This is a genomic window from Actinophytocola glycyrrhizae (assembly GCF_042653545.1).
Lineage (GTDB): Bacteria > Actinomycetota > Actinomycetes > Mycobacteriales > Pseudonocardiaceae > Actinophytocola > Actinophytocola glycyrrhizae.
Map to the genome: position 1 here is coordinate 1,089,642 of NZ_JBHSIS010000002.1, position 25,676 is coordinate 1,115,317.

Genomic DNA, 25,676 nt, shown 5'->3' on the forward strand with positions numbered 1-25,676 from the left:
GACGACGGAAGCGCACGACGGAGGGAGAGCACCATGTCGGAACCGAACAGCCCGGACTACGACAACGGCGACGACAACGGCGACGACAACGGCGACGACAACGGCGACCGTGTCGCCCCCGAGCAGGAGGGGGTGCGCTCCGAGCAGCAGGAACGGCTCGAGCTGGAGCCCGAGCCGCCCATGGCCGACCCGGCGAGGTGGCAGGCGTCCGACCCGGACGTGGCCAGGGAGACCGACAACGCCCCACCCGGCAGGCAGATCGTCCCACCCGGCGACGGTATGCAGACCGACCGGGAAGCCGACGAGGTCGCCGAGGACGCCGGAGCCCACCGGGAGGTCGGCCCGGAACAGCAGGCCGTCCACGTCGAGACCGGCGCGGAGGGAACCGCCGACGAGGAGCCCGAACGCTACGGCCGCTGACGCGGCTTCCCGGTAACCGTTCGGGCCCCGGTTCCGTCGGATGCGGCGGTCCGTCCCCGCGCACCATCCGCCAGGATGCCGAGCGCGCACACCGGCAGGTCGTCCGGTTCGGCAACGACCCGGACGACCTGTGGACGGAACTGCGCCGCCGCCACAGGCCTGCCGAGTAGATCCACTCCACTACCCGCGGGCATCGGCTCCGGTCAGGTGCGCCCCCGGTGTGAAGCATCACGGACGGTTACTGTCCACCGTCGTCGTTCGCCGGACCGACGAGGTGGCCCACCCTGTCCGCTTCGCCACTGAGCCCCTGCTCCATCTGGTCGAGGTTGTCGGCGATCTGCGTCATCTCCTGCGCGTCGGCGCCCTCGCTCTCGTCGTCGGAACTGGAGCTGGTGCTGGAGCTGTCCTCGGAGTCGGAGTCGGAGTCCGAGTCGTCGCGGACCGCGATCTCCCTGCACTTGAACGCCAGCCAGGTGATCGCGCCGGACATGGCGACGAAGCCGCCGGTGATCATCGCCGCACCCGCGTTGATCGTCGTGTTGCCGCTGCCCTCCTCGTTGTCGTTGGCCTGCGTACCCAGCACTATCGCCGCGACGCCGCCTGCCATGGAGAGCAGCCCGCCGATGAGCGTGGTCACCGGCGTCACCATCGCTGTCTGGTCCTCTGGCGTGCAGTTACCCATCGGATCCTCCTCAGGCCTGTCCGGTCAGGATCTTGACGTCGATGCCGCGGTCGAGCAGGAACTGGCGCATGCCGTCCTCAGTGGCCTCGTACTGGGCCAGCGCCGCCAGCCACGGGAGCTCCGACCAGTCGACCTTCAGCGACTCCACGGTGACGTTGGTGAGCTTGTCCCAGGTCGACTCGCCGACCACGCCGTCCGCGGTGAGCTGGTTGTCCTGCTGGTAGGACCGCACCGCGGAATCGAGCACGGCGCCGAAGACCCCGTCCACCCGGCCCGGGTCGATGCCCTTGCTCTCGAACACCTGCTGGAGATACGTCACCCACTCCCCTTCGTCGCCTCGTTCCAGCCGCACGTTGGCCATCGCCGCCTCCGCAAAACTTTGTCGGGTAGTAACTGCCCCTCCAGTTCTCGCACGGCCAATCCCTCGTCGGGACGCGCGCAGGGGCGGCCGAACGGGCAAGAAACGACGTCAGGCCGCCCTCGCGGCCGGTCGTGGGAGACGACACCGGTATCGGTCACCGAAGGACGTCCCCGCGGTCCGCGATGCCCGCGGTGTCGTGAGTTTGGCGGTCCGCTGGCGGGCAACAACCATGGGCATGACCATGCCGATCGCCCCGTTGTCCGCCGACCGGCTCGGCCGCCTCGACCGGTACCTCGACGGTGCCGTTGCCGACTTGTTCCGCCACGACGTCCGCCTGCGCGACCTGGACCTGCGCGTCGAGTTCCGGGGCGCTGTCGCGCACGTGACGGGGGCGGTGGCCGGGCAGGACGACCTGGACCGCGCCCGTGACCTGATCGGCGCGACCGCGGGTGTCCTCGGGGTGTGGGACCGGGTCGTGGTCGCCGGGCGGCGGCCGGTCTGTCTCGATCTCGGCTGCGGTGACCAGAAGCAGTACCCGGACAACATCGGTGTCGACGTGCGGCAGGCCCCTGCCGTGGACGTGGTGGCCGACCTCAGGAACGGCATCCCGATGCCCGACCGGTCGGTGGACCGGGTGTTCGCCGTCCACGTGCTCGAACACCTGATCGACTTCCTGCCACTGGTCGACGAGTGCCACCGGGTGCTGCGGCCGGGCGGCCTGCTGCACGTGCTCTCGCCGTGGTGGCGCTACGTCAACGCCGTCGCCGATCCAACGCACGTCCGGCTGCTCGACGTGCAGACGTTCAAGGGCATCTGCGACCGTCCGGGAACCGACCGCCGCTGGTACCCGCGGCACGCGGCCTGTGACGGTGCGAGCGTGTTCGCCGACCTCGCCCCGCACGACGGTGCGGCGCCGGAGCCGGAGCACATGGCGCGCTTCTTCGACTGAACTCGTTTGACCGATCCCACCGTGGGCACATGGTCCCCATGGCAACCCCTGACGTCGACGTCGTGATCCCGACCCGCAACCGCCAGGCCGAGCTCGCCACCACCCTGGCTGGTCTCGCCGCGCAGAGCTACCACGACTTCCGGGTGCTGGTGAGCGACCAGTCCGACGGGGAACCGTCCTACGCGGCCCAGCCCGCACAGACGATGGCGCGGGTACTGCGGCTGCGCGGTCAGGACGTCACTCTCACCCGGCACCTGCCCCGGCGCGGGCTCGCCGAGCACCGGCAGTTCCTGCTCGACCAGGCCACGGCACCGTACGTGCTCTTCCTCGACGACGACGTCTGGCTCGAGCCCGCCGCGCTCGGTCGCATGCGGACCGCGATCGGCGAGCTCGGGTGCGGCTTCGTCGGCGCCGCCGTGCAGGGGCTGTCCTACATCGACGACGTACGCCCCCACCAGCTCGCCTCGTACGAGGAGTGGGACGGCCCCGTCGTGCCGGAGACGATCACCCGTGACAGCCCCGAGTTCTGGCGCGCCACGGTGAACGCGGCCGCCAACCCGTACCACCTGGAGCAGAAGCTGGGTCTCGAACCCGGCGAGTGGCGGGCGTACAAGATCGCCTGGACCGGCGGCTGCGTGCTCTACGACCGCGCCGCACTGGTCGAGTGCGGCGGCTTCGACTTCTGGTCCGAGCTGCCGGTGGAGCACGCGGGCGAGGACGTCGGCGCGCAGTGGCGCGTCATGGCGCGCTATGGCGCCGCGGGCGTCGTGCCGACCGGTGCGGTCCACCTGGAGTCCCCGACCACGGTGCCCAACCGGGAGGTAGAGGTGACCGAGGTGGTCCGCGAGTTCCGCGTGTCAGTCCAGTAGGTCGACGACCTCGCGCATCGCGTCCGCGACCGGCACACCGGCGACGAACGAGACGTCGTGCTCGCAGCGCGGCACGTCCTCGCGGGTGCAGTCCACGCCGCACTCCGGGCACCGCGTCGTCCAGGACAGCAGCACGCGGTGGTTCCCACGCCCCAGCGAACCGGCGTTCAGCGCGTTGCCCAGCCAGAAGACACCCACCGTCGCGGTGCCGACCGCCTCGGCGATGTGCCGGGGCCCGCTGTCGTTGGCGAGCACGACCCGGCTGGCGGCGAGCACCCCGCACAGTCCCGCGAGGTCGAGGTCGGCGAGCGGCCACACCGACGGCGCCCCGGCGAGCGCGGCGACCTTGCCGACGAGGTCCCGCTCGGCGGGCGAGCCGACCACGGCGACCCCCGCTCCCCCGGCCGCCACCGCGGCGGCGATCTCCGCGAACCGTTCCGCCGGCCAGCGCCGCCGCGGGTCCGTCGCGCCGGGGTGGATGGTCAGCAGCGGTTCTGGCAGCCCGTCGAGCGCCGCCGCGGCATTGGCGAGGTCCCGCGGCGTCACGGCCAGCCGCGGCACCACCGACACCGGTGCCGCACCGGCGAGGCCGACGATCTCCAGCGCACGCATCACCTCGTTCTGGTAGTACCGGTACGGCAACCACCGCGTCAGCTCGGCCGCGTCCGGGGTGCACGCGCCGACGGTCCACCTCGGCGCCAGCCGCAACAGGAAAGGGTTGGAGTTGCGCCCACCCCCGTGCAGTTGGACCCCGAGGTCGATCGGACCGACCGCACGGGCGAACCCGTCCCAGTCGCACGGCCCGTCCACCTCGTACACGCCCTTGGCCGGCGGCAGCGTCACCACGCGGTCCACCGGCCCCGGCCGGTCCGCGAGCAGCTCCGCGAAACCCGGCACACCGAGCAGGACGATCTCCGCGTCCGGATAGGCGGCGTCGAGCGCCTCGAACGCGGGCATGGCGAACACGAGGTCCCCCAGTCCGCCGCCCCGCAGAACAGCGATCCGCCGCACATCCGGCCACACCGGCTCCACCGATCCGATCCCAGTTCGCATGAATCCACGGATATCCGAAAGCAGCCCGCTCAATCCAGGCGATGGTGACAGCCTCCGGTTCGCCGTACGCCTCGGTACCCGGGACGATCACGAGGCGCCACGACGTGGGCATGCCAACGCGCTTCCACGGGCACGAGCCGTCCCTGCGATGGGACCGAGTGCGGCGGTGGCCAGGACCATCGCGACCGGCGAGTGTGCGAGTTGCCGGCAGAGGTCTTCGTTCCGCGGCAGGCGAAACTGCTGGCGGAGCTGGACGGCTTGCTCCACGGCTACCGCGGTCGAGAAACACCGCTTGCGGTAGCCGTGGACCTGTTCGGCGGCCGTACAGGTCAGGACGTGCAGAGATCGGTCAGCAAATCTGCTACGAGATCGGGACTGGTCACGAACGGAGCGTGCCCGATGGCCCAGGCGACCGACGACCCGCAGCGCGCCGCCATCTGCCGCTGCAGGACGGGATCGACTGCCCGGTCGTGTGAGCACACCACGTACGTGGACGGGGTATCCCGCCACGACTGGCGCTGCGGGACGCCTCGCCCGCAACCAGCTGCCTGAGTTCGCAGCAGCGCGACCGCCCACGCGGTCCGCTCCGGCGAGCAGCCCGCGTACATCATCTCCGCGGCCAGCGCCGGATCCAGCCGGGTCCCGCCCTCGTCCGCCGGTAGCACGGCGGGGGCGATCGGATGGGTCGAACGTCCCAGGCTTGCGGCGCTCTCGCCGGCGTCGGGCACGAACGCCGCGACATACACCAGGTGGGCCACACCCGTGAGCCCGGTGATCACCGAGCCTCCGTAGGAGTGTCCGAGCACGACCACAGGTGCGAGCGCGTCGACGACCTCCTGCACCACTCGCGTATCCGCGGCCAGCGAACCCCGATGCAACTCCGGCACGGCGACAGTGACGCCGCGCTCGCGCAGTCGAATGACGACGAGATCGAAGTGCCTCGGATCGTGCCACTGCCCGTGCACCAGCACGACATTCGCCTTCACTTGCCCAACCCCGTTCGCGTCGCCCGGGAGGGACATCGTCGGGGTTGGCAAGAGCAGCACCCGGCCAGGTAGTCGGCGATAGCCATCGGACCTGATGGTATACCCGAAAGGGGATCGGAAAGGCGTGATGATCACACGCCGGTTCTCATGGCGGAGCGCACGCGCCATGCACGGATCCACCGTGGTGACTTGCCGAGCATCGCGTTCGCCCGATCTCGTTGTCGATCTTCACGTACAGTACAGCCACAACGGTTTCGGATACCCGAATGCAACGGATTTCGGAAACCGCTGCCTGTGCCAAGGGCCGAACCGCAGGGCTGCGCACCGTGCTCGTAGGAGGCGCCCAGGTGCTCCAGAGAGGTTGATGCCGACGTGGAGGCAGTCGTCGAGAGTGTTGACATGTCGCGCGGTGCGCGTCTGGCCGCTCACAGCGCCGTATCCACGGCGCTGGCCCTGTGCAGTGATCGTGAACTGCGCGACCTCGTGGACGGGGCTGAACCAATGGGCTCCGGTATCGGCGGGACATCGGCGCTACTGGACGTCGGCGGGACCCCGGTCTTCGTCAAGCGGGTGCCGCTGACCGATCTGGAAAGGCAACCGGAGAACGTCCGGTCCACGGCGAACCTCTTCGGGCTACCAGCCTTCTGCCATTACGGCGTCGGGGCAGGAGCGCCGGGCTTCGGGGCCTGGCGGGAGCTGGCCGTGCACATCATGACGACGAACTGGGTCCTCGCGCAGGACTACGAGGGTTTCCCACTGATGTACCACTGGCGGGTGCTGCCGCACCCTGGGCAGTCGCTTCCCGAGGAACTGACCGACGTGGAGAAGGCCGTCGCGTACTGGGGAGGCGGCTCGGAGGTACGGCACCGGATCGAGGCTCTGCGCGATTCCTCGGCGAGCGTCGCGCTGTTCCTGGAGTACATCCCGCAGAACCTGCACGACTGGCTGGGCGCTCAGGTCAAGGCAGGCGACGAGGCCACCGAGAGCGCCTGCGCCATGGTCGTGAGGCAACTGCGGGCTGGGACCTCGTTCATGAACGTCCGTGGTCTCCTGCACTTCGACGCCCACTTCCAGAACATCCTGACCGACGGTCGGCGTCTGTACTTCGCGGACTACGGCCTCGCGATCTGCTCCCGGTTCGACCTGTCCAAGGAGGAAGCCGGCTTCTTCGCCGAACACCAGTCCTATGACCGTTGCTACACCGTCACACACCTGGTGATCTGGCTGATCGCCGAGCTGCACGGGCACAAGGGGGACGACCTCAGGACGTTCGTTCGCGCATGTGCCCGAGGGGAGCGGCCGGCGGGAACTCCGCCGCAGGTCGCGGAGATCCTCACCCGCCATGCTCCTGTCGCCGTGGTGATGACGGACTTCTACCGCGGGTTCCACCGGGAGAGCAGACAGATTCCCTATCCGGTGGAGGAGATCGGCCGGATCGGCGGATCGGGCAGCTCGTCCCGCCGAGAGGGCGACGGAGGACACACCGGGCCGGGAACACCGGGGCCCGCCGCGCTGTTGATGTGAGCGGTCGGTGCGGTTCGTGTCCCCCGGGCAGCACTCATCAGCCACATGCCGGTCGGAGTCACACCCTGGCGTTCACCGCGCGCGGTCCGGCCTCGCCTCGCAGGTGCCGCGAAAGTGAAACAGTTGATCAGCGCGGAGCGATGGGCAGTTGACTCGTTTCGACTCGCCTGGGGATCACTGTGCACACACCACCTCCGCTGACGCCTGTCCGGACCCTCGCCACGGTCGCGTCCGTGCTCATCGCCGCTGTCTGCGCCACCAACCTGTACGGGACGTGGACGGCGTGGAACGCGCACTCCGTCGTCGCCGACTACGTCGCCGGCCTGCCGGGAGTCACCGACAGCGACCTCTACGCCGCCGACGACGCCACGATCACCGCGGTCTGGGTGAGCCTGCTCGCCCTCGTCGCGTCGGTGACCGTGTTCCTGACCTGGTTGTGGCGCGCCCGCACGAACTCGGAGCGCCTCTCCGGCGTCCACCACCGCATGGGCCGCGGCTGGACCATCGGCGCCTGGTTCTGCCCGATCGTCAACCTGTGGTTCCCCCGCCGCGTCGTCGACGACATCTGGCGGGCCAGCCGCCCCGACGTACCTGCCGACCAGCGCCAGATCGACTCGCTGCCCCTGAGCCCGCTGGTCCGCGCCTGGTGGCTGATCCTCATCGCCAACTACCTGATGCAGTACTTCCTGCGCCTCCAGACCAACTCGATCAACGTGACCGTCGGCTACTTCGAGACGATCGCGGTCTACTCGACGATCAGCGCGGGCCTCACGCTCGTGGCCGGCGTGCTGCTGATCCGGGTGATCCGCCAGATCACCGAATGGCAGTCCACGCCTCGCACCGCCATGGAGGGCAGCGCGCACCAGCAGACACCCCAGCTCTGACCCAGGGCCCCGGCAGAAGTACGTGTCGACTGGCCGCGCGGAGCGAGGTGTCGCTGGGCGACGGGGTGCCGGAGGCGGATCACCTCGGTGTCGGCCCGAGCGCCCCTGCGAAACCTGTAAGGATCCGCGCGAGTGCGTGCTCCTACCGGTGTCGGGTCCCCGCCGGGTGACTCGGGAAGATCTGCTGGGACGAGCGGCTGCCGGGCGGTGAGGTCGCCACCCACTGCATCGAGATCACGATCGCGGCAGGCCGGTAGGGAAACCGGCCTGCCGCGCAACCGGCGGAGTGGCCGCGCGTCCTGGGTGCGTAGATCGTTTCACCGACACCTGTGAGGTCCGCCGTGTCCATCCTCCGTCTGTTATCGGCCTTCCTGCTCGCGGTCGCGGGCACCGCGGCGGCGGCGCACACGCCCGCCGCCGCGGCGGTGCCCGGGCTCGAGCTGGCCTGGTCCGCACCCGCGACACCCAGCTCGGCCACGACCCGCATCGCCGCCGCGGGCTGCCCGACCGGCAAGCGAGTGGTCGGCGCGTTCGCGTTCACCTCCGGCAACACGCGTGATGTCGTGATCACGGGGCTGATCCCGACCACGAACTCGGTGATCGCCCTCGCCAGTGAGGACCAGGACGGCACGGACGACAACTGGCAGCTGACCGTGCAGGCGATGTGCGCGAGCCCGCTGCCCGGCCAGACGATCGTCACCACGTCCTCGGCTTACACGTCGGCGAACAAGCAGGTCACCGCGACGTGCCCAGCAGGCACCCGGATGCTCACCGGCGGCTGGAACCTGAACGGGAGCGACGGCGAGGTGTTCCTCAACCAGGTGGCGCCCGCCGCCGACCTGTCCCGGATGTCGGTGACCGGCATGGAGGACCAGGACGGCATGGCCGATACCTGGCGGCTCACCACCCACGCGGTGTGCGCCGACCCGCTGCCCGGGCTGTTCACCCGCACCGCCACGTCGGCGGCCGACTCCGCCGACAAGTCCGTGGTGATCGTGTGCGACCCCGGCCAGCAGCGGCTGTCCGCGGGCTGGTCACTGATCGGCTCCGGCGCGGGCTCCCCGGCCGGACAGGTGCAGGCCCGGCCCGGCTCGGCGGGAACCGGCTGGTACGAACTGGCCGCCGTCGAGGACGACGACGGCTACTCCGGCCACTGGTTCGCCACCGCACGCATCATCTGCGTGACGATCTAGCACAGGCCGGCGGATCCGGTTTTCGCCGGCAGGGCGCCGATCCTCCCTCGTACCGGGTTGTACTCGGGTGGATCGGCAACGCCGCCAGAAGGAAGCCGGGCCGTCGAATCATGTGCCGGATTTCCGGCACGGGGCTCGACTCCAGGTAGTTGAACCCGGCGAGCAGTCCTGCTCGTTCGCCATGCGCCGCATGATCGCCGACGGCCGGCAGGACGCGACCCTCGACCTTGACGACGGTTCGTTCGTCACCCCCGAGGCCGACCTGGAGCGGCTACTCCACGAGCACGTCAAAGACGTCGGTGCCGAGTTCAGGGTGTTCGTCTTCCCGCACCTGCACCTCGACGTGCTGGCGCGACGCTCCCATTTCCAGATAGCCAAGGGCGACGCGGTGGTGCACCACACGCTGGAGCCGCTGGTCGCCGAGCTGAAGGACACGGTCAACTCGTTCGTCCGGTGGCCGGAGGGCCAACTGCGGTCCACCGCACACCTGCTGATGCAGGCGGTGTTCCAACGACCGGGCGACGCGGGAACCGTGTACCTGCAATGCGCCCGGGTGGCGACCTTCGCCCAGCTGCCGTGGGGTGCCATCGTCCGGGACCGGTACTGCACGATCCTGCTGGAACGGCTTCAGGCGGACGACCAGGTGGCACCGGCTGTCGCGGACGAGGTGCTGACGTTCCTACTGCCCCGCAAAGCGTTGCGTGTGCGGCTGGTCCATTGTGGACTGTCCTTCCTTGGCCGGGACCCCGCCAGTGACCCCAACCTCGTCGCGAAGCTGCAAGTCCTCGTGGACACCGACTTCGCGACGCAGGAACCGGTGGCGGCGCTGGAGGCGTGGCTACGGCTTACCGAACTCGGTCTTGTGGCGCAGGGAGTCCTGTCGAGTCCGGCAGCCCTGTTCCGTCTCATCGCCCCGGCCGCCATCCGCGAGTCGCGCAGAGAACTGATCACCCGAGTCCGCTGGGCGATCACGGACCTCGGCGCCCAGGACGACCTACCAGAAGCCTGGCGGACACAGCCCTGACGGCATAACGGCCCTTCGGCCTGCCGCTGGGGTCCCGTCGGCGGTGGTCACGATGTCGTGGACTCTTGTGGCCGGCACATGGGAGGCATCCCCACCCGATCCCGCGCCCACCACGACCACTGTCACCCACGGCAGCAAAGGCACGGTGCCGCGAGTCCGGCCGATTGCGTCGAAACGAGGCACAGATTAGGCCGTTCGGCCCGTTTCACGGCGTTGGCGACGGGTATCTGCCGTAGCAGCAACCATGAGGCACGCGGCGCGGTTCTCGCGCCCCTCGTAGAAAGAAGGATTCCGTTGATCGTCTTAGGCGCCATCCTGCTCGTGATCGGGTTCATCGCGGACATCTCGATCCTGTGGACGATTGGAATCATCCTGCTCGTCGTCGGTGCCATCCTGGCCATCCTCGGCGGCACCGGACGCGCGGTGGCAGGCCGCAAGCACTGGTTCTGACCCGTCGACCAGCCGCCACAGGGAAACTCGTGCGGGGTGCCGCCGGCTCACGTCGGCGACACCCCGCCTTGTCAACACCCACCCCGGACGGAAGATCCAAGATCATCGTTGTCGGGGAACTTCTTCGCGCTTGCCGGTCAGTACGCTCCGGTGGCGCTGTTCTCGGTGAGGTCGTACAGCTCCAGGAACGTGCTCGGCACCGCGTTCACCGCGGCGCGGAACGTCGCCACGTCCTCGGTGTAGCCCTCCTCCGCGGTGGTGAGCGTGCCGACCATGTCCACGACCTGGTCGTAGAGCGCGATCGCGACCGCGCCCGGGTCGTGGTCGTAGGTGAACTCGGTCTTGGCGACCTTGCCGAGGAAGTCGTCGCCGAGCCAGGCCACGATCGTGATCACCCGGGTGGCGACCTTCGCCTGCGGGAGCCAGCCGACCACGGTGTTGATGCGGTTCACGGCCTTCCACACGCCAGTCAGGTCGGTCTCGCTGCTGGTCTCCGACTGCGCGCCGAGCGCTGCCGTCGCGGCCTGCACGAGGTTGATGCTGTTGTTGCGGTAGGTGTCGATGATCGTGGCGCGTTCGTTGACGAGGATGCTGAGCCCGTTGGCCATCAACGCGTGGTTGTAGAGCGTGGGCGAGGTCGAGGCGAAGAAGCCCTCGCTCGCGCGGTCGGCCGCGGTGCCGGTCCAGTCCGCCCGCCAGTCGGTGCCCTCGTGGCGGTCCCCGAACAGCCCGTTCACCTCGTCGACCAGCGTCAACGACGTCCGCAGGGCGGGGTCGCCCTGTTCGGCCTCGCCACCGAGGTCACCCGCCATCCCGACGAGCGCGTCGCGGGCGGCACGTAGCGACGACAGCTTCTGGTCGGCGAACTTCGGCAACCGGTCGAAGATGTACGTGCGGTCCTGGTACGCCCATTCCTCGGCCTGCGCGAGGAGCAGACCGACGCCACAGTCGATGGTCTCGGGCACCTCCACCGAAGCACCGTCGGCGGTCGGCGGCCAGAAGACGGTCTGGCTGCCGGACTCGGACGACCACACGAGCCCGGGGCACGACGTCGGCACGCCGCCCGCCCGGCCACCGTCGTACCAGGCGAGGGCCGTGCAGTTGCCGGAGACCGCGTGCGCGTACACCTCGGCCCGCCGGTGGTCGTACACCGGCGCGTAGTGGCTCTGCTTGTAGATGTGCAGCGCGGGCGGGATGTACCCGGAACTGACGACCGCGTCGTGGATCGTCTGCTGCCAGCGGTCGGTGGACGCCGCCTCGAACTGGTCGAGAACGTACCCGAGCGCACCCGCGTAGTCCTCGTTGTCACCAGGGCCGGCCATCAGTCCCTCCCGCTGTCGACGGTGTCCAGGTAGTCCTCGGCGGATCCGCTCGCCGCGTGCTGCTCGGTGCCGAAACCGTCGGCGTGCTCGGTGGTGCCTTCCTGGCGTGCGGTCTCGTCCGCCTCGTCGCCCGGGTTCCAGTCCGCGTTGCCGTACTCCCGGTTCGCGGCGTAGGCGGAGTCACCGCTCTCCAGATCCCCCATGTACGCCTCGAACACCCGCCGCTGGTCCTCCTCCTGCTGGGTGTACGTGCTCGCGGACGCCTCCAGCTGCTCACCGGCGAGGAAGTAGCGGCTGGAAGTGGTCTTCAGGTACTCGACGAACTCGTCGACGAGCGCGATCACCTCGGTGTCGGCGGCGGTCGCGGCCCCGTCCTTGTCCGTGAGGTGGCCGACAGCCGCGTCCACGTCACTGACCCGGCCCACGACGGCGGCGTAGCCGTTCGCGGCGGCGTAGCACTGCTTGGCCATGTCGAGGATGGCGCTGATGTCGACGTTGTACCCGGTCATGTCACTTCCTCCAGATCGCGGCGGTGTCGACGTCCGCCGCGGTGGCGGGACGGTGACCCAGCGCGAGACGACGAACTCACGACATCCGCGAACCTCGGCATGAGCTCCTGCGCCTGGTTCTGGGCCTACAGGATCACGGCGGACTTTCCCCGGTCTTTCACGACGAGGAAAGACGAGGAAAGCGGAGGCGGCGGTGATGCTGCCGGGACCGTGCAACTGCCGGCGGGCGCGTGGTCCACTGCCGACGAAGAACGGTGGCCGCGCCCGAGGGGCATCACAGCAGCACCAGCAGGCAGAGCACGCCGAGGAGCAGCGCGGCCCACCAGACCATCAGATGGGTCGACCATGGTGTCGCGATGCGCCCACTGGGCCGGAGCGGGCCACTGGCCGTCACCCACAGACGCCCGGCGTGGCGGCGCAGTGGCGCGCCGAGTTGGTGGCCGAGACGGCTCGTGGTCCGGGTCAGGGCCTGCCAGGCGGCAGGGAGGGTGCGCCGGTAGACCACGTCGGCGTCCAGGTTCACCGAGCGGAGTTCGGGTGGGTGGAGACCGCTTCTGATCAGCACGACGAAGGCCAGGGCGGCGAACAGCAGCAGCTGTAGCTGGTGGACCACGTGGGAGGTCGTGTAGGGCTGGTAGTCCATGGCGTGGGGCAGGATGTCGTACAGGAGTCCCGGCACGACGCCGATCCCGACGCAGAGCAGCGCGGCCAGCGCCATCGCCACGCGCATGTTCACGGGGGGCTCGGCCACCCGGTGGCCTCGGTCGTGGGCGAAGAAGGCGAAGTAGGGGACCCTGATGCCGGTGTACTGGAGCACACCGGCGGCGGCGAACAGCAGCAGCAACCAGATCACCGCCCGGTGCTCCTGCCCGACCGCTTCGAGAATCAGGGACTTCGTCGCGAAGCCGGAGAACAGGGGGACCGCGGAGATCGACGCGGCACCGACCACGCACAGCACGGCGGTCTGCGGCATGGACTTGTACAGACCGCCCAACTCCGAGGCCTTGACGGTGCCGGTCCGCATCAGCACCGCGCCCATGCTCATCATCAGCAGGCCCTTGAACACCATGTCGGCCACGGCGTGCGCGCTCGCGCCGTTGATGCCGAGTGGGCCGCCGATGCCGACACCGACGACCATGAACCCGAGCTGGTTGATTATGCTGTAGGCGAGTACCCGGCGCAGGTCGTTCTCGATCACGGCGTAGAAGACCGGGAACACGGCCATGATCGTGCCTATCCACACCAGTGGCTCGACGCCGGGGAAGCCGCGTGCCAGTGTGTAGACCGCGAGCTTGGTGGTGAACACGGACAGCGCCACCGCGCCGACGACCGTGGCCTCGGGGTAGGTGTCGGTCAGCCAGACGTGCAGCAGGGGGAAGGCGCACTTGATGCCCACCGCGACCAGGATCAGCATCCCGCCGGGGCCCGCCAGTCCCAGGTAGCTGAACTCGATCCCGGCGCCCGCGTGGACCCGCCACACGATGCCGGCCAGCATCAGGAGGCCGGAGATCACCTGCGCAACCAGGTACCGCATGGCGGCACGGTGGCTGCGTTCGGTGCGGCCGGCCCAGATCAGGAAGGTCGAGGACAGGCCGGCGAGCTCCCAGAACACGAACAGGGTCAGCAGGTCGCCTGCGAGCGCACCGCCGACGGCGGTGGCGGCGTAGACCAGGATCACGGTCTGCTGGAGGGTATCCCGCAGGTGCATCGCGTAGATGGCGGCGAGCAGGGCGGCGACGAGGAACCCGGTCGCGAACACCCGCGACAGGGCGTCCACCCGCACCGGGTTGAGCTCCAGGCCGAGGAACTCGTACGTGGCCCCGGCGCCCTCGGGCAGCAGCCACAGCACGACCAGTCCCGCGACGGGAAGTGCCGCCATCAGGGCGCGGCGCGGCCAGCCCCGCAGCAGCGGCACGAGGAACGCGCCGAGGATCAGCAACACGGCGGGGCTACTCGTCATCGCGGTTCCGTTCCGGCCGCTCGTAGTAGTCCTCGTCGCGCCGCAGCACCCGCCGGAGCTCCTTCGCCGTGAGCACCAGGGCCACGCTGGCGGCGAACCCGTACACGGGGTAGAAGCCGAACCAGCCCTCGAAGGCGAAGTGCGGGTGCTTGGCGAGGAAGAAGTCGGCGACGAACACCAGCCCGCACAGCACGACGAGGCCGTACCCGACGCGCGGGCCGGCCAGCCGACGACGGTCGTTCATGGCAGCTCCAGGATCGCGGTCAGTGGCGCGAGCACCGCCTCGGCGGCGAAGAACAGCGCGACGCAGCCGAACGCGGTCAGGATCAGCGGCCCGACGAGGGCCGCCCGGGCCTCACCGTGCGCAGGCTCCTCCGGCGGGGGCCGGAAGAACGCGCGCGTGGGTATCGGCATCAGGTAGGCGAGCGCGAGCAGCGACCCCACGAGCAGCACCACCAGCATCACGACCTGGTCGGCTTCGGCAGCCCCCATCAGCAGGAGCCACTTGCTCCACGTGCCGCCGAGCGGCGGGAGCCCGACGATCGACACCGTGGCGGCCAGGAACGCGGCGAACGTCCACGGCATGGCGCGGCCCAGCCCGTCGAGCTCGCTGACGCGAGTCTTGTTGGCGGTGACCGCGATGGCGCCGGCACAGAGGAACAGCGTGATCTTGCCGACCGCGTGGGTCACCAGGTGCAGCGCGCCGCCTGCCATGGCGACGTCTCGCGCGAGGGTCGCGGCCAGCACGATGTAGGCGAGCTGGCTCACCGTCGAGTAGGCGAGGCGGCGCTTGAGGTTGTCCGCTCGCGTGGCGACCACCGCCGCCGCGATCAGCGTGAACGCGGCGGCCCACATCATCGGCCGGGCCGCGCCGCTCACGTCGAGCGTGTCGAGACCGAACACGTGGAAGGTGACCTTGAGGACCGTGAACACCCCGGCCTTGACCACGGCCACCGCGTGCAGCAACGCCGAAACCGGGGTGGGCGCCACCATCGCCGCGGGCAGCCAGCGGTGAACCGGCATCAGTGCCGCCTTGCCGACGCCGAACAGGTAGAGCGCGTACAGCACCGTGAGCACACCCGGCCCGGCCTGGCCCGCCAGCACACCACCGGGGCGGAACTCGGTGGTGCCCGCGAGCAGCCAGGTCCACACGATCGCGGGCAGCAGCAGCCCGATGGACGTGGTCAGCAGCACCACCAGGTAGGTCCGGCCGCCGCGCCGACCCTCCGCGCCACCCTTGTGGGTGACCAACGGCCAGGTCGCCAGCGTCATGATCTCGTAGCCGATGAACAGCGTGATCAGGTTCGCCGACAGGGCGATCCACATCGCGGCCGCGATCGTCAACGCGAAGAAGGCGAAGAAACGGGTCTGGTGGTGCTCGTCCTCGGCACGCAGGTAGCCGGTCGCGAACACGGTGGTCACCGGCCACAGCACCGCGGCGACGGTGGCGAACAGCAGGCCCAGCGGCTCCAGCGCGAACTCGAGCGAGAGCCCCGGCAGCCAGGTCCACAGCTCGAAGCGCAGGTCCTGGCCTGCCGCGGGCCACAGGCTGAGCACGGCGGCCACCAGCGCGACGCCGCTGAGCACCGAGGCCGCCTCCCGGAGGTTGGGGTGGCGCCGCAGGAGCAGCACGGCGCCGAGGCCCAGCAGCGGGACGGCCACCGTGACCGGCAGGGCGACGGCCTGCGCGGGGGTGGTCCAGCCGGTGGTCAGCCCACTCACCCCCCGTTCCCGAGCAGCGCCGCCGCCGCGGCGTCGGCGAGGCCGGCGGGCAGTGTCGCGTCGATGCCGAAGTAGACCGACAGCAGCACCAGCAGCCAGATCGCCGCGACCATCGAGGCCGGCGCCTTCGGGACCACCGCAGGCTCGGGCGGGTCGCGGAACCACGCGGCCTCGACGATGCGCCCGACGTAGACCAGCGCGAGCAGTGAGCTGGCCAGCACGGCCACGAGCACCGGCCACTGGCCGGCGTCGAGCAGCGCGGTCGCCAGGGCCCACTTGCTGACGAACCCCGCGGTCGGTGGCACCCCGACCAGCCCGAGGCCCGCCACCACGATCGCGGCGAACGTCCAGGGCATCCGGCGACCGAGCCCGGCCAGCGCGGACAGCCGGACCGAGCCCAGCCGCAACAGCAGCAGCCCGGCCGCGCCGAACATTGCCCCCTTGACCACCGCGTGGTTGATCACGTGCAGGTACCCCGCCGAGACCCCCTCGGCGGTGGCCAGGCTGATGCCGGCCAGGATGTAGCCCATCTGCGCGACGCTCGACCAGGCCAGCAGGTACTTCACGTCGTCCTGGAAGCAGGCGACGGCGGACCCGGCCAGCATCGCCAGGCCTGCGATCGCCAGGCCGACCTGGTCCAGCGGCATCGTCCCGAACACCAGGCCCGCGCCGAAGACGGTGAACGCGAACCGGCAGAACACGTAGGTCGCGACCTTGGTGCTCGACGCGGCGAGGAAGGTGCTGACCGCCGACGGGGCCTCCGCGTACGCACCGGGAAGCCAGGCGTGCAGCGGGAACACGGCCATCTTGATCGCGAGCCCGACGAAGACGAACACCACGGCCGCGTACAGCGCGCGGTTGCCGTCCACGTCGGCGAGCCGGCGAGCCAGGTCGGTCATGTTGAGCGTGCCGGTGACCGCGTAGGCCAGGCCGACGCCGATGAGGACGAACGTGGCCCCTACGGTGCCGATCACCAGGTAGCGGAAGCCGGCGAGCAGTGCCCGCCTGCGCCTGCCCATGGCGATCAGCGCGTAGCTCGACAGTGAGCTGACCTCCAGGAAGACGAAGGCGTTGAACACGTCCCCGGTGATGGACAGGCCGAGCAGCCCGGTGAGGGTGAGGCACAGGCAGGTGTAGAACAACGGCGCGCGCCGGTCGTCGATCTCGGCGGCGACGCTGCGCCGGCTGTAGACCGCGGTGACCGTGGCGATGAGGGACACCAGCAGCAGTACCGGTGTGTTGAACCCGGCGACCACGAACTCGATGCCGTACGGCGCCGGCCAGCCGCCCATCTCGTACCGCAGCGTGCCGTCCCCGGCCACCCGCACGGCCAGCAGGACCGCACAGGCGAGGGAGCCGAGGGATGCCAGGAGGAACAGCAGCCACGCCACGGTCCGGGACCGCAGCAGGACGCAGAAAGGTGCGCAGAGCAGCGGGATCAGCACCTGAAGCGCCGGCAGCTGTGCCGTCATGGGGCGGTGCCGGTGTGATCGTTGTGGTCGGCGGCGTCGCGTTCGAGTGCCTCTTCCTCTTCGACCGTGCCGTAGGACTCGAAGATGCGCACCACCAGGGCCAGGCCCACGGCGAGGGTGGCCACGCCGACCACGATCGCGGTCAGGATCAGCACCTGCGGCAGCGGGTGGGAGTAGGTCTCGACCTCCTCGGAGACGATCGGCGCGCTGCCGCCGTCGACCTTGCCGACGCTGATGAAGAACAGGAACACCCCGACCTGGAACAAGGAGAGGCCGATGAGCTTCTTCACCAGGTTGCCGTGGCTGATGACGACGTAGAGCCCGATCATCATCAGCGCGAGGATCAGCCAGTAGGTGTGGTGCGACTCGATCATCGCTGTGCTGCCACCCGGTTGCCGAAGCTCAAGAAGATCGAGGTCATGACCGCGGCGACGGTGATGCCGATGGACGTCTCGACGAGCAGGATGCCGGCGTGCTGGCCTGCCTTGGGGTCGTCGGGACTGAGGGTGTCGTAGTCGAGGAAGGCGCCGCCGAGCACCATGTTGACCACACCGAGGCCGGCGTAGAGCACGAGCCCGACCGGGACCAGTGTCCGCAGCGCTGCCCTCGGGAGCACCTGCTGGGCCTTGTCCATGCCGAACACCAGGCCGTACAGCACGAACCCCGTCGCGAAGATCACGCCGGCCTGGAAGCCGCCGCCTGGACCGTAGTCGCCGTGGAAGAGCACGTACAACGCGAACAGCAGGATGAACGGCATCAGCATCCGGCTGATCACCCGCAGGACGCGGTAGTCGGCCAGGTCGAGCACCGTCTGCCGCCTGGCCTCGTCGACCCGCATGATCGGCTCGAGCAGCAGCAGGACCGCGACACCGGCGGTGAACACGACGACCAGCTCGCCGAGCGTGTCCAGCCCGCGGTAGCTCGCCAGCACCGAGGTGACGGTGTTGGGGATCCCGATGTCCTCCTGGGACTGACGGAGGTAGACGTCCGTGACCGGGTGGGTCTGCACGGGGGTGTCGGCCGCGCCGAACTCCGGCAGGTCCTGCGCGGCGTAGATGAGCGTGCCGCCCGCCAGCACCACGGCCACCGCGCCGGGCAGCCTGCGCCGCCGCGGTGTGACCGCCTCCCGCGACCGGGTCAGCGCGAGCACACCGATCAGCAGCACGGTGCTGATGCCGACCCCGACCGCGGCCTCGGTCAGCGCCACGTCCACCGCGTCGAGCAGCACGAACAGGCTCGCGGTGACCAGGCTGAACAGCGCGGTCAGCATGGTGGCCTCGTAGAGGGCGCGCAGCCGCGCGATGGCGACCGCGGTGGCGGTGAGGATCGCGAGCAACACGAGGTTGATCGTGGTGAAGGTGCTCATCAGCGCCGCCTGTCACCTTCCCGCCAGACGGGCACGCCGTCGCGACGAGCGGCGCGCGCGAGGATGTGTGTCGCGGTCGGGCCGCTCAGCGCCAGGAACAGCGCGATGACCAGCAGTCGCACCGCCGTGTCCCAGGTGGTCGCCTGCGCCAGCAGGCCGAACAGGATCAGGCCGGCGCCCGCCGAGTCCGTGACACCGGCGGCGTGGATGCGGGTGTAGAAGTCCGGGAAGCGCAGCAGGCCCACCCCGCCGGAGACGACGAACAGGGCACCGGCGGCCAGCAGCACCCAGCTCACGACGTCGAGGACGGTCATCGGCGCTCGTCTCCGCTCGGCTCGGTCACCAGTTCGTCGTAGTGGGTCAGCCGCAGCACCGCCACGACCGCCACGAAGTTGACGAGCGCGTAGAGGATGCCGATGTCGAGGAACTCGGCCCGCCCGAACAGGAACCCGGCGACCACGACGAAGAGCACCGTCTTGGTGCCGAACATGTTGATGGCCAGGAGGCGGTTGTAGAGGCCGGGACCCACGAACGCCCGAACCAGGGCGAGGACCATGGCCACCAGCAGCGCCGCCATCACAGCGAGGATCACCGGCGCACCTCCAGCCGCCGCACCCGGCGCAGCATCCGTCCGGAGTGGAGCTCCTCGACGTCGGCGGGGTCGAGGCCGTGCACCTTGATCTGGTCCTCGTCCAGGTCCAGGGAGAGGGTGCCCGGGGTGAAGGTGATGGAGTTCGCGTAGATCACCTGCGACAGGGCCGACATGTCCGGCGACGGCGTCACCCCCACGGTCGGCCGCAGCCGCGGGCGGGGCGACCACACCCTCCGCACGACGGCCACCGCCGAGACCAGAACCTCCTTGACGAGCCACAGGAGGTAACGCGGCAGGCGCAGCGCCAGCGGGACCGAGGCGCCTTCCCCCTCGACGAGCCCGGCTCGCCACGACAACCAACAGACGAGCGCCACCGAGAGAGCGCCGAGGACGAGCAACAGGGTGGTGTAGTGCCCGGAGAGCACCAGCCAGAAGACGACGAAGAGTGGCACCATCCGCCGGTTCCACCGCATGCGGTCGCTCCCTCCCCTGGTGTTGCCGGTCCGGTCGCCGAGGCCCGACCGACACCTTCGCCGCTTCAGTGATTCTCGGACTTCTGGTACGTCCCTGCTCGATGAGCAGGTGTTCCCGCGGTCATGATGTCCCGTCGTGGCCGGGCCGGCCGGTCGGACCGGCGCCGAGAACCGCGACCACATCCGCGCCGCGAACCGCCTCGACCACCGCGGTTCCGCGGACCGCGACCGGGTACGCACGAGTCATGGACCGCTTTCTCGGGATCTACCTGAACGACCAACTGGCCATGGGCATCGTGTGGCGGGAACTGGCCCGACGTTGCGCACACGGCAACCGCGACCGCCCGGCGGGTGCGCCGCTGCGGGAGGTGGCCACCGCCATCGCCGAGGACGTCACCACCTTCCGCGGCATCATGCGCAGGCTCGGGGTCCGCGCCAATCCGGTGAAGACGGGCCTGGCGGTGCTCGCCGAACGGGCGGGCAGGATCAAGCTCAACGGCAGGCTCCGGACCTACTCGCCGCTCAGCAGGTTCGAGGAGGTGGAGATCCTCGCGATGGGCATCGACGGCAAGAAACAACTGTGGACGACCCTGCGTGACCTCGCTGGTCTTGCCGAGAGACTGCCCGAGATCGACTTCGACGAACTGATCGACCGCGCGGACCGGCAACGCGCCGAGCTCGAACCGCTGCGCGTCAGCGCAGGGACCGAGGCATTCCGGTCACCCGGATGACATCGGCGACGCGCTCCGGGCCTGGGGCCGCGCAGGCGCGAGCCCCGGCCGGTCCTCGCGTGGCGCCCTGCTCAGTCCGGTGGTTCCACCGCGCCGGTCTCCTCCTCGGCATCCTGCGCGCGCGGGTCCTCCTGCCGGGGGTCCGGCTCCGGCACGTCCGGGGCCTCCGGGCGCGGTGTGCCCGGCGCGTGCGGAGGATCGGGGCTCAGCGGGGTCTCAGCGGAGTCAGTCATGTGGTAGCTCACCCGCCCATGGGTCGTCGAGGGCCTTGTGCACGAGGTCCGGCGGGGACGCTGTGCCGTGCTGCTCGTCGGGAATGGTCATGTGGCCGTCTACCCGGTGTTCCGGAACTCATGCCGTCCACCGCCGCGTCACCGTCAGCCCGGGGGATCTCCAGCCCGGGGGTGTGGACGGACGTACCGGCAGGGCGACGGGATGACCGGTGTCCCGGGGGCGTGAATCACACCCCCGGGGAGTCGGGTCGCTACTTCTTGCGAGAGGTCTTCCGCTTCGCCGGCTGCGCCTCTGCCGTCCTGGCCGCGTTGTACGCCTCGACGACGTGGCTCGGCATCCGGCCACGGGCGGACAGCTCGTAGCCGTTCTCAAGTGCCCACTCGCGGATGACGCCCGCCTCGCCCCGGTTGGCCGACTCGCCGTTGGGCGACGTGCCTCGCCGGCGCCGACCACCGGTACGACGCGCCGCGGCGACGTACTCCGCCACCTCCTTGCGAAGATTCTCCGCATTCCGCTCGCTGAGATCGATTTCGTACTCCACGCCGTCAAGCCCGAAGGAGACCGTGGACACGTCCTCGGAAGAGGTGCCATCAAGGTCGTCGACCAGCCGCACCAATACTTTCTGAGCCATTTCCCTACTTTCACACGGAGCCAGACACGCGATATCCGATACGCCCTGCATACAACATACACCATCAGAAATTCGACAACAAAGACCGCCACGGAATCACGTCTGCCCAATCCCGACCCAGCGCAAGATTCGACTCCGACCACCCGCCGGCGCGAGCACCCATTCGACCGGAGACGATGCGGACCACTCACCCAGGGACCGCTCCACCGGCGCATGGAACGCATCCGTTCTGCATCACGCACGCGGCGCGCCCGTGAGCCCTCTCACCGGAGGCACGTCTTTCGCATGTGGACACACCATGCCCATAATCGAACACATGAGCGATCAGCGGCGGGACCTCGAGCGCGGGATGTACGGCCGCGCGGTGCCGGTCCGGCCCGCGCCCGGCGACCGCTCCCCCACCGAGTGCCCGCGCGGGCACAACCTGGCGATCGCCACCGTGCGGTCGGGCTACCACCACCGGTACGGCCTGACCGCGATCACCTGCGGCGCCTGCCACGCACTCGGCGACCCGCTGGCCACCTGGTGCCTGGTGGACCCCGCCCGGCAGTACGACGCCGGCACCGCACCCAGCTCCGGCCTGGTCCTGGTCCGGACTCCCCCACCACTGCGCGGCGGCGTCGGCCAGCTCTCGCTCCGGATCGACGGCGAGACACAAGCCGACGTCGACCTCGCGATCTGCGGACCGTGCAAGCGCGGCGTGATCGAACACGTACGCACCGACATACCCCGCCGGGGATACGGCCGCGTCCTCATCGCCGCGGCATTGGCACTCGCCGCACCGACCGAATACCTCTGGTCCACGACACGCATCGCGGACGACCCGGTCACCCGGGCGTTCTGGGCGGGCATCTCCTGGCCAGGAAAACTCGGCACAACCGACTACTGCACCGACATGGACCGCGCCGCCGGCCGTCTACCGGACTGGTAGGCGGGAACGAGATGTGGCGAGACACGAAGCCTGTCCGGCTTACCAAGCCCATCCCGGTGTTCGGTCACCTTGCGTTCCAACCAGAAACACCGCCACCGCGGGCCGGTCGTCACGTCTGCGGGCGACTGGGCCGAAGGCGGAGGTGGACGCTGCACACCAACACGCGGATCACCACCAGGCCACCTCCTGGATGATTGATTCCAACGCTTTCGGGACGGTGGCGATGTTGTGAAAGCCCGTCGTTCGGGACACCTGTTCCTGCCGTCTACGCGCCTTTCACAGCACCAAACCCGGGCGCTACGCGCCCCACCGCGAAGCGGGGCCTTGCCAACGCAACCCCTGACGGTGACACAAGCCCACCATCAAAGGGTCTCCCCGCCATCCCCGAGATGGCCTCTGTTCGTCACTTGTCACGCGGGCAGGACGATCGGGCGCTTCGGCGCGACCGACGGTGACGGATCGGTGTCGGAGGGCATCAGCGCGGAGGCCAGCTTCGCGGCTTCCTCGCAGCTGTCGCCGCGCAGTTGGATCACCGTGTCCGCGTACGGGGCGGTTTCACCGGACTCGCGTACCCGCCATCCGTACTCACAGCCATCGCCCGTGTCGTAGACCCGTACGTCACGACCGTCCAGGACGTCCGGTCGCTCGTTGGAGATCGAGCCGAACCTGGTGTGGGTGATCCGCGCCGAAAACCGGGTGCGCCACCCGCCGTCGACCGCTTGGCGGGCCTGACACAGCCCGAGCCCGGTGCCGGCGTTCGGCCCGAACCGCAGTTCGGTGTCCTCGGTGACGTCGATGCCCGCGTCGCGGCCCGCTCGCCGCAACAGTTCGCACGCGTCCTGCCGCGGCCCCGACGCGGCCAGTCTCTCGGGCTTCTCCAGCAGATCGACCGCCGCGATGGCCCCGTCCTCGGCCAGTGCGCAGAGCGAGCCGCCGAGACCGGTCCTGGCGGTGTCCGCGGCGAACGCGATGCCGAGATCGGCGCCGGTGAGCAGCGTCGTGGCGCAGTGACGATCGCTCGACGTGCTGACCGCACGCACGCCGCCCAGCGCGATGACCTCGCGCGGCACGTCGGGGTCCAGCCACACGCCGAGCGTCACGGTCAGCGCCGGGTCGTCCCCAACGCGGCATGCGAAGGGGCCGGTCCGCACGGGGGCGTCGGCGTCCGGCAGCAGCGCACACGGATCCAGTTCGCGCAGCGCCGCGGTCACCGCTTCGACATCCGGCCCGCCCACGGTCTCGGGGCCGGAGCCGGAAGGACTCGTGCAGCCACTGAGGACGGTCGCGACCAGTGCGACGGCGAGCAGGCGCATCCGCCGATGATAAGTAGTCCCGCGCCCCCACCGTTCATTCGCCCGAGATTCGGCCAGGGCTTCTGGCCAGGTGCCTAGGGGGAGCTAAGGGTTACCGGGGGTTGCCGGGGGTCCTTACGGTGCAGGGGAGGACCCCGCACGGCGGTGGGTGCGGCAGGTCGATCGTGAATCCACTGGTTCACATGGACTCCTACTGGAGGAGATCGAGGCTATGGCCGTCGAACTTGGCTACTCCCCCGACATACCGATCGGCGTGGCGGCGGAAGGGCCCGCTGCCGCGCTGGTGTTCGCTTACCTCAACCGGGCCGTGCGGTTGCTGGAGACCGGGTACGCCTCGGCGTCGGACATCGACACCGCGATGCGGTTGGGGTGCGGGCTGCCGTCCGGGCCTTTCGCGATGATCGACATGATCGGGGCGGCTGTCGTGCGCGGGGTGCTGGCACGCATGCACAGCGCCACCGGCGACCCGTCGTTCGCGCCTTCGCCGTCGTTCGCGGATCTCGCGCGTGTCGACCGGAGGCCGGTCGGCACGCCCGTCACCGGAACGGCCACGGCACGGCGGATCGACCGTGCCGGCGTGGCCGGGACCGGGACCATGGCGCGTGGGATCGCCGAGGTGGCGGTGACCGCGGGCCTGCCGGTCGTGCTCGTGGGGCGGGACCAGCGGCGGGCCGGGCAGGCCGTGGCGAAGATCGCGGCGTCGATGGAGCGGTCGGTCGGCAGGGGGAGGATGGCCGAGGCGGAGCGCGACCGGGCGCTGGGTCTGCTGACCCCGGCCGGGGAGCGCGACGCGCTGGCCGACGTCGACCTGGTCGTGGAGGCGGTGGTCGAGGACATGGCGGTCAAGCGGGAACTGTTCGCCGGCCTCGGGCGGATCTGCGCACCTGGGGCGGTGCTGGCGACGACCACGTCGAGTCTGCCGGTGGCCGAGTGCGCCGCCGCGTCGGGCAGGCCACGGGACGTGGTGGGACTGCACTTCTTCAACCCTGCGCCTGCGATGCGGCTGGTCGAGGTGGCACGGACCGAAGCGACCGCGGCCGACGTCGTGGCCACGGCACGGGCGCTCTGCACGCGCTTGGGCAAGACCGGTGTCGAATGCGGCGACCGGACCGGGTTCATCGTCAACTACCTGCTGTTCGCCTACCTGAACCGGGCCGTCGCACTACTCGGCGACGGTGCCGACCCCGAGGCCGTCGACACCGCGGTCACGACCGAGTTCGGCTATCCCCTTGGCCCGTTCGCACTGCTCGACGTGGTCGGCCTGGACGTGTCGCTCGCCATCCTGCGCAGGCTGCACCTGGCCTTCCCCGAACCGGACTTCCTCGCCGCGCGACAACTGGCCGAGTTGGTGGCCAAGGGAAGGCTCGGCAGGAAGACGGGCGGCGGGTTCCGCTGACCGCCTGTCGTCCGGGAGCGTCCCTGCCCCGCTCCTGCCCGGCTACCGCTCGGCAGCCGGGCAGGCCAGCGGGGCAGGGCTCCGGGTTAGAGGACGTCGACCTCCAGTGAACCGGTGAACGCGCCGACCGGGCTCGGGATGGAGTAGGTGATGGTGGCGGTCTGGCCGCTCAGGAACGGGCCGCCGGTCCAGGTGCCGGTGCGGTTGCCGAGGAAACCCGCCTTCATCGTGATCGCACCAGAGCCATGGCCGTTGGTCTGGACCGTGCCGGTGAAGGTGGCGCCGAACTGGCCGAGGAAGGTGTCGATGGTGCAGTTGCCCGACACCGTGTTGCCGGACGTGCTCGCGGTGCAGAAGGACTCGGCCGCGGACATCCCGGGTGCCGGGGCCGCGGTGGCGGCGGCCGGGGCGACCACCGCGATCAGGCCGGCCGCGGTGGTGGCGACGACGGCGGACAGGACACGGGAAACGGACTTCACAATTTCCTCCGATTCATGGGAAAGAATCACGTACCTACGATGTTGTCAGAAATAAATCTTGCCCGGAAACACTCCGGACACCGAAGCGATATTCGTCTCATAGTGGGCGACAGGGGTTACCGGCGGCCAGTCCGGGGAGCCACAGGGGTG

General features: G+C 69.8%; 30 protein-coding genes. 11 read left to right on the forward strand and 19 right to left on the reverse strand.

All coding sequences use genetic code 11. The features are described 5' to 3' along the window. Nucleotides 1-33: 33 nt before the first annotated feature. A complete protein-coding gene (locus tag ACFPCV_RS04915; protein ID WP_378054790.1) occupies nucleotides 34-420 on the forward strand; it encodes a hypothetical protein in 387 nt (128 codons plus the stop codon). A gap of 238 nt (nucleotides 421-658) precedes the next feature. Here ACFPCV_RS04915 and ACFPCV_RS04920 read toward each other — a convergent pair whose 3' ends face one another. Together ACFPCV_RS04920 and ACFPCV_RS04925 are read right to left on the reverse strand one after the other, a co-directional pair. After that, nucleotides 659-1,102 (reverse strand): hypothetical protein, encoded by a 444-nt coding sequence (locus ACFPCV_RS04920; RefSeq protein WP_378054791.1) that lies wholly within the window; start codon nucleotides 1,100-1,102, stop codon nucleotides 659-661. A gap of 10 nt (nucleotides 1,103-1,112) precedes the next feature. Further along, nucleotides 1,113-1,463, reverse strand: a complete 351-nt coding sequence (locus ACFPCV_RS04925) for a peptidoglycan-binding domain-containing protein (RefSeq protein ID WP_378054792.1) — start codon at nucleotides 1,461-1,463, stop codon at nucleotides 1,113-1,115. Nucleotides 1,464-1,698: 235 nt separating this feature from the next. Between ACFPCV_RS04925 and ACFPCV_RS04930 the strand changes: the two genes are divergently transcribed. Together ACFPCV_RS04930 and ACFPCV_RS04935 are read left to right on the forward strand one after the other, a co-directional pair. Continuing rightward, entirely contained in the window at nucleotides 1,699-2,412 is a 714-nt protein-coding gene (locus tag ACFPCV_RS04930; protein WP_378054793.1) for a methyltransferase domain-containing protein, read from the forward strand. 29 nt (nucleotides 2,413-2,441) lie between these two features. Further along, nucleotides 2,442-3,281: a glycosyltransferase family 2 protein gene (locus ACFPCV_RS04935; protein ID WP_378054794.1), complete on the forward strand. Its 840-nt coding sequence runs from the start codon at nucleotides 2,442-2,444 to the stop codon at nucleotides 3,279-3,281. Here ACFPCV_RS04935 and ACFPCV_RS04940 read toward each other — a convergent pair. Together ACFPCV_RS04940 and ACFPCV_RS04945 are read right to left on the reverse strand one after the other, a co-directional pair. After that, nucleotides 3,270-4,334 carry a glycosyltransferase family 9 protein gene (locus ACFPCV_RS04940; protein ID WP_378054795.1) on the reverse strand — a complete coding sequence of 355 codons (1,065 nt, stop codon included), beginning with the start codon at nucleotides 4,332-4,334 and terminating at the stop codon, nucleotides 3,270-3,272. The genes ACFPCV_RS04935 and ACFPCV_RS04940 overlap by 12 nt on opposite strands. Nucleotides 4,335-4,663: 329 nt before the next feature. Beyond that, on the reverse strand, nucleotides 4,664-5,488 hold the full coding sequence (locus ACFPCV_RS04945; protein ID WP_378054796.1) for an alpha/beta hydrolase: 825 nt from the start codon (nucleotides 5,486-5,488) through the stop codon (nucleotides 4,664-4,666). A 333-nt stretch (nucleotides 5,489-5,821) separates the two neighbouring features. Between ACFPCV_RS04945 and ACFPCV_RS04950 the strand changes: the two genes are divergently transcribed. The 5 genes from ACFPCV_RS04950 (at nucleotide 5,822) to ACFPCV_RS04970 (ending at nucleotide 10,395) form a co-directional block, all read left to right on the forward strand. Further along, a complete protein-coding gene (locus ACFPCV_RS04950; protein ID WP_378054797.1) occupies nucleotides 5,822-6,844 on the forward strand; it encodes a hypothetical protein in 1,023 nt (340 codons plus the stop codon). A gap of 233 nt (nucleotides 6,845-7,077) precedes the next feature. Further along, entirely contained in the window at nucleotides 7,078-7,728 is a 651-nt protein-coding gene (locus tag ACFPCV_RS04955) for a DUF4328 domain-containing protein (RefSeq protein WP_378054798.1), read from the forward strand. 341 nt (nucleotides 7,729-8,069) lie between these two features. Next, on the forward strand, nucleotides 8,070-8,921 hold the full coding sequence (locus tag ACFPCV_RS04960) for a hypothetical protein (protein WP_378054799.1): 852 nt from the start codon (nucleotides 8,070-8,072) through the stop codon (nucleotides 8,919-8,921). 190 nt (nucleotides 8,922-9,111) lie between these two features. Next, nucleotides 9,112-9,945 carry a hypothetical protein gene (locus ACFPCV_RS04965; protein ID WP_378054800.1) on the forward strand — a complete coding sequence of 278 codons (834 nt, stop codon included), beginning with the start codon at nucleotides 9,112-9,114 and terminating at the stop codon, nucleotides 9,943-9,945. 294 nt (nucleotides 9,946-10,239) lie between these two features. Next, complete coding sequence (locus ACFPCV_RS04970) at nucleotides 10,240-10,395, forward strand: DUF6131 family protein (RefSeq protein WP_378054801.1); 156 nt, start codon at nucleotides 10,240-10,242, stop codon at nucleotides 10,393-10,395. Between the two features lie 137 nt (nucleotides 10,396-10,532). Here the strand turns inward: ACFPCV_RS04970 and ACFPCV_RS04975 are convergent, their stop codons facing one another. The 11 genes from ACFPCV_RS04975 to ACFPCV_RS05025 all read right to left on the reverse strand — a co-directional run bounded on the left by ACFPCV_RS04975 (nucleotide 10,533) and on the right by ACFPCV_RS05025 (nucleotide 19,811). Next, nucleotides 10,533-11,717, reverse strand: a complete 1,185-nt coding sequence (locus ACFPCV_RS04975; protein WP_378054802.1) for a hypothetical protein — start codon at nucleotides 11,715-11,717, stop codon at nucleotides 10,533-10,535. After that, nucleotides 11,717-12,226 carry a hypothetical protein gene (locus ACFPCV_RS04980; protein ID WP_378054803.1) on the reverse strand — a complete coding sequence of 170 codons (510 nt, stop codon included), beginning with the start codon at nucleotides 12,224-12,226 and terminating at the stop codon, nucleotides 11,717-11,719. The genes ACFPCV_RS04975 and ACFPCV_RS04980 overlap by 1 nt, the downstream gene beginning before the upstream one ends. Nucleotides 12,227-12,500: 274 nt before the next feature. Beyond that, complete coding sequence (locus tag ACFPCV_RS04985) at nucleotides 12,501-14,186, reverse strand: Na(+)/H(+) antiporter subunit D (RefSeq protein ID WP_378054804.1); 1,686 nt, start codon at nucleotides 14,184-14,186, stop codon at nucleotides 12,501-12,503. Then, a complete protein-coding gene (locus tag ACFPCV_RS04990; protein ID WP_378054805.1) occupies nucleotides 14,176-14,430 on the reverse strand; it encodes a hypothetical protein in 255 nt (84 codons plus the stop codon). Before ACFPCV_RS04990 ends, ACFPCV_RS04985 begins: the two co-directional genes overlap by 11 nt. After that, a complete protein-coding gene (locus tag ACFPCV_RS04995; protein ID WP_378054806.1) occupies nucleotides 14,427-15,908 on the reverse strand; it encodes a proton-conducting transporter transmembrane domain-containing protein in 1,482 nt (493 codons plus the stop codon). Before ACFPCV_RS04995 ends, ACFPCV_RS04990 begins: the two co-directional genes overlap by 4 nt. Beyond that, complete coding sequence (locus ACFPCV_RS05000) at nucleotides 15,905-17,380, reverse strand: monovalent cation/H+ antiporter subunit D family protein (RefSeq protein WP_378054807.1); 1,476 nt, start codon at nucleotides 17,378-17,380, stop codon at nucleotides 15,905-15,907. The genes ACFPCV_RS04995 and ACFPCV_RS05000 overlap by 4 nt, the downstream gene beginning before the upstream one ends. Continuing rightward, complete coding sequence (locus ACFPCV_RS05005; protein ID WP_378054808.1) at nucleotides 17,377-17,754, reverse strand: cation:proton antiporter subunit C; 378 nt, start codon at nucleotides 17,752-17,754, stop codon at nucleotides 17,377-17,379. Before ACFPCV_RS05005 ends, ACFPCV_RS05000 begins: the two co-directional genes overlap by 4 nt. Then, on the reverse strand, nucleotides 17,751-18,746 hold the full coding sequence (locus ACFPCV_RS05010; protein WP_378054809.1) for a DUF4040 domain-containing protein: 996 nt from the start codon (nucleotides 18,744-18,746) through the stop codon (nucleotides 17,751-17,753). The genes ACFPCV_RS05005 and ACFPCV_RS05010 overlap by 4 nt, the downstream gene beginning before the upstream one ends. After that, entirely contained in the window at nucleotides 18,746-19,060 is a 315-nt protein-coding gene (mnhG, locus tag ACFPCV_RS05015) for a monovalent cation/H(+) antiporter subunit G (protein ID WP_378054810.1), read from the reverse strand. Before mnhG ends, ACFPCV_RS05010 begins: the two co-directional genes overlap by 1 nt. Then, nucleotides 19,057-19,338, reverse strand: coding sequence for an MrpF/PhaF family protein (locus ACFPCV_RS05020; protein WP_378054811.1), 282 nt, complete (start codon nucleotides 19,336-19,338; stop codon nucleotides 19,057-19,059). Before ACFPCV_RS05020 ends, mnhG begins: the two co-directional genes overlap by 4 nt. Further along, the gene (locus ACFPCV_RS05025; RefSeq protein ID WP_378054812.1) at nucleotides 19,335-19,811 is read right to left on the reverse strand and encodes a Na+/H+ antiporter subunit E; all 477 of its coding nucleotides are present in this window, start codon (nucleotides 19,809-19,811) and stop codon (nucleotides 19,335-19,337) included. Before ACFPCV_RS05025 ends, ACFPCV_RS05020 begins: the two co-directional genes overlap by 4 nt. 245 nt (nucleotides 19,812-20,056) lie before the next feature. Between ACFPCV_RS05025 and ACFPCV_RS05030 the strand changes: the two genes are divergently transcribed. Beyond that, nucleotides 20,057-20,542, forward strand: a complete 486-nt coding sequence (locus ACFPCV_RS05030) for a hypothetical protein (RefSeq protein ID WP_378054813.1) — start codon at nucleotides 20,057-20,059, stop codon at nucleotides 20,540-20,542. Between the two features lie 71 nt (nucleotides 20,543-20,613). Here ACFPCV_RS05030 and ACFPCV_RS05035 read toward each other — a convergent pair whose 3' ends face one another. Continuing rightward, nucleotides 20,614-20,775 (reverse strand): hypothetical protein, encoded by a 162-nt coding sequence (locus tag ACFPCV_RS05035; RefSeq protein WP_378054814.1) that lies wholly within the window; start codon nucleotides 20,773-20,775, stop codon nucleotides 20,614-20,616. Between the two features lie 251 nt (nucleotides 20,776-21,026). Then, the gene (locus tag ACFPCV_RS05040; RefSeq protein WP_378054815.1) at nucleotides 21,027-21,407 is read right to left on the reverse strand and encodes a histone-like nucleoid-structuring protein Lsr2; all 381 of its coding nucleotides are present in this window, start codon (nucleotides 21,405-21,407) and stop codon (nucleotides 21,027-21,029) included. A 316-nt stretch (nucleotides 21,408-21,723) separates the two neighbouring features. On the opposite strand from ACFPCV_RS05040, the gene ACFPCV_RS05045 reads away from it, so the two are divergent. Next, nucleotides 21,724-22,338, forward strand: a complete 615-nt coding sequence (locus ACFPCV_RS05045; RefSeq protein ID WP_378054816.1) for a hypothetical protein — start codon at nucleotides 21,724-21,726, stop codon at nucleotides 22,336-22,338. A gap of 410 nt (nucleotides 22,339-22,748) precedes the next feature. On the opposite strand, the gene ACFPCV_RS05050 is transcribed toward ACFPCV_RS05045, so the two are convergent. After that, nucleotides 22,749-23,651 (reverse strand): hypothetical protein, encoded by a 903-nt coding sequence (locus ACFPCV_RS05050; RefSeq protein WP_378054817.1) that lies wholly within the window; start codon nucleotides 23,649-23,651, stop codon nucleotides 22,749-22,751. 211 nt (nucleotides 23,652-23,862) lie between these two features. Between ACFPCV_RS05050 and ACFPCV_RS05055 the strand changes: the two genes are divergently transcribed. Further along, on the forward strand, nucleotides 23,863-25,047 hold the full coding sequence (locus tag ACFPCV_RS05055; RefSeq protein ID WP_378054818.1) for a 3-hydroxyacyl-CoA dehydrogenase NAD-binding domain-containing protein: 1,185 nt from the start codon (nucleotides 23,863-23,865) through the stop codon (nucleotides 25,045-25,047). Nucleotides 25,048-25,133: 86 nt separating this feature from the next. On the opposite strand, the gene ACFPCV_RS05060 is transcribed toward ACFPCV_RS05055, so the two are convergent. Next, nucleotides 25,134-25,526, reverse strand: a complete 393-nt coding sequence (locus ACFPCV_RS05060; protein ID WP_378054819.1) for a hypothetical protein — start codon at nucleotides 25,524-25,526, stop codon at nucleotides 25,134-25,136. Between the last annotated feature and the right edge of the window lie 150 nt (nucleotides 25,527-25,676).

Excerpts from the sequence above, each read along its gene's own strand:
- ACFPCV_RS04925 (WP_378054792.1), bottom strand. The coding sequence starts at position 1,463 with ATGGCCAACGTGCGGCTGGAACGAGGCGACGAAGGGGAGTGGGTGACG.
- ACFPCV_RS05010 (WP_378054809.1), bottom strand. The coding sequence starts at position 18,746 with ATGAGCACCTTCACCACGATCAACCTCGTGTTGCTCGCGATCCTCACC.
- ACFPCV_RS05050 (WP_378054817.1), bottom strand. The coding sequence starts at position 23,651 with ATGCGCCTGCTCGCCGTCGCACTGGTCGCGACCGTCCTCAGTGGCTGC.
- ACFPCV_RS05030 (WP_378054813.1), top strand. The coding sequence starts at position 20,057 with ATGGACCGCTTTCTCGGGATCTACCTGAACGACCAACTGGCCATGGGC.
- ACFPCV_RS04930 (WP_378054793.1), top strand. The coding sequence starts at position 1,699 with ATGACCATGCCGATCGCCCCGTTGTCCGCCGACCGGCTCGGCCGCCTC.
- ACFPCV_RS04945 (WP_378054796.1), bottom strand. The coding sequence starts at position 5,488 with ATGGCGCGTGCGCTCCGCCATGAGAACCGGCGTGTGATCATCACGCCT.
- ACFPCV_RS04935 (WP_378054794.1), top strand. The coding sequence starts at position 2,442 with ATGGTCCCCATGGCAACCCCTGACGTCGACGTCGTGATCCCGACCCGC.
- ACFPCV_RS04950 (WP_378054797.1), top strand. The coding sequence starts at position 5,822 with ATGGGCTCCGGTATCGGCGGGACATCGGCGCTACTGGACGTCGGCGGG.
- ACFPCV_RS04975 (WP_378054802.1), bottom strand. The coding sequence starts at position 11,717 with ATGGCCGGCCCTGGTGACAACGAGGACTACGCGGGTGCGCTCGGGTAC.
- ACFPCV_RS05045 (WP_378054816.1), top strand. The coding sequence starts at position 21,724 with ATGAGCGATCAGCGGCGGGACCTCGAGCGCGGGATGTACGGCCGCGCG.
- ACFPCV_RS04990 (WP_378054805.1), bottom strand. The coding sequence starts at position 14,430 with ATGAACGACCGTCGTCGGCTGGCCGGCCCGCGCGTCGGGTACGGCCTC.
- ACFPCV_RS05055 (WP_378054818.1), top strand. The coding sequence starts at position 23,863 with ATGGCCGTCGAACTTGGCTACTCCCCCGACATACCGATCGGCGTGGCG.
- ACFPCV_RS04940 (WP_378054795.1), bottom strand. The coding sequence starts at position 4,334 with ATGCGAACTGGGATCGGATCGGTGGAGCCGGTGTGGCCGGATGTGCGG.
- ACFPCV_RS04965 (WP_378054800.1), top strand. The coding sequence starts at position 9,112 with ATGATCGCCGACGGCCGGCAGGACGCGACCCTCGACCTTGACGACGGT.
- ACFPCV_RS05005 (WP_378054808.1), bottom strand. The coding sequence starts at position 17,754 with ATGATCGAGTCGCACCACACCTACTGGCTGATCCTCGCGCTGATGATG.
- mnhG (WP_378054810.1), bottom strand. The coding sequence starts at position 19,060 with ATGACCGTCCTCGACGTCGTGAGCTGGGTGCTGCTGGCCGCCGGTGCC.
- ACFPCV_RS05000 (WP_378054807.1), bottom strand. The coding sequence starts at position 17,380 with ATGACGGCACAGCTGCCGGCGCTTCAGGTGCTGATCCCGCTGCTCTGC.
- ACFPCV_RS04980 (WP_378054803.1), bottom strand. The coding sequence starts at position 12,226 with ATGACCGGGTACAACGTCGACATCAGCGCCATCCTCGACATGGCCAAG.
- ACFPCV_RS05025 (WP_378054812.1), bottom strand. The coding sequence starts at position 19,811 with ATGCGGTGGAACCGGCGGATGGTGCCACTCTTCGTCGTCTTCTGGCTG.
- ACFPCV_RS04985 (WP_378054804.1), bottom strand. The coding sequence starts at position 14,186 with ATGACGAGTAGCCCCGCCGTGTTGCTGATCCTCGGCGCGTTCCTCGTG.
- ACFPCV_RS04920 (WP_378054791.1), bottom strand. The coding sequence starts at position 1,102 with ATGGGTAACTGCACGCCAGAGGACCAGACAGCGATGGTGACGCCGGTG.
- ACFPCV_RS05040 (WP_378054815.1), bottom strand. The coding sequence starts at position 21,407 with ATGGCTCAGAAAGTATTGGTGCGGCTGGTCGACGACCTTGATGGCACC.
- ACFPCV_RS04915 (WP_378054790.1), top strand. The coding sequence starts at position 34 with ATGTCGGAACCGAACAGCCCGGACTACGACAACGGCGACGACAACGGC.
- ACFPCV_RS05035 (WP_378054814.1), bottom strand. The coding sequence starts at position 20,775 with ATGACTGACTCCGCTGAGACCCCGCTGAGCCCCGATCCTCCGCACGCG.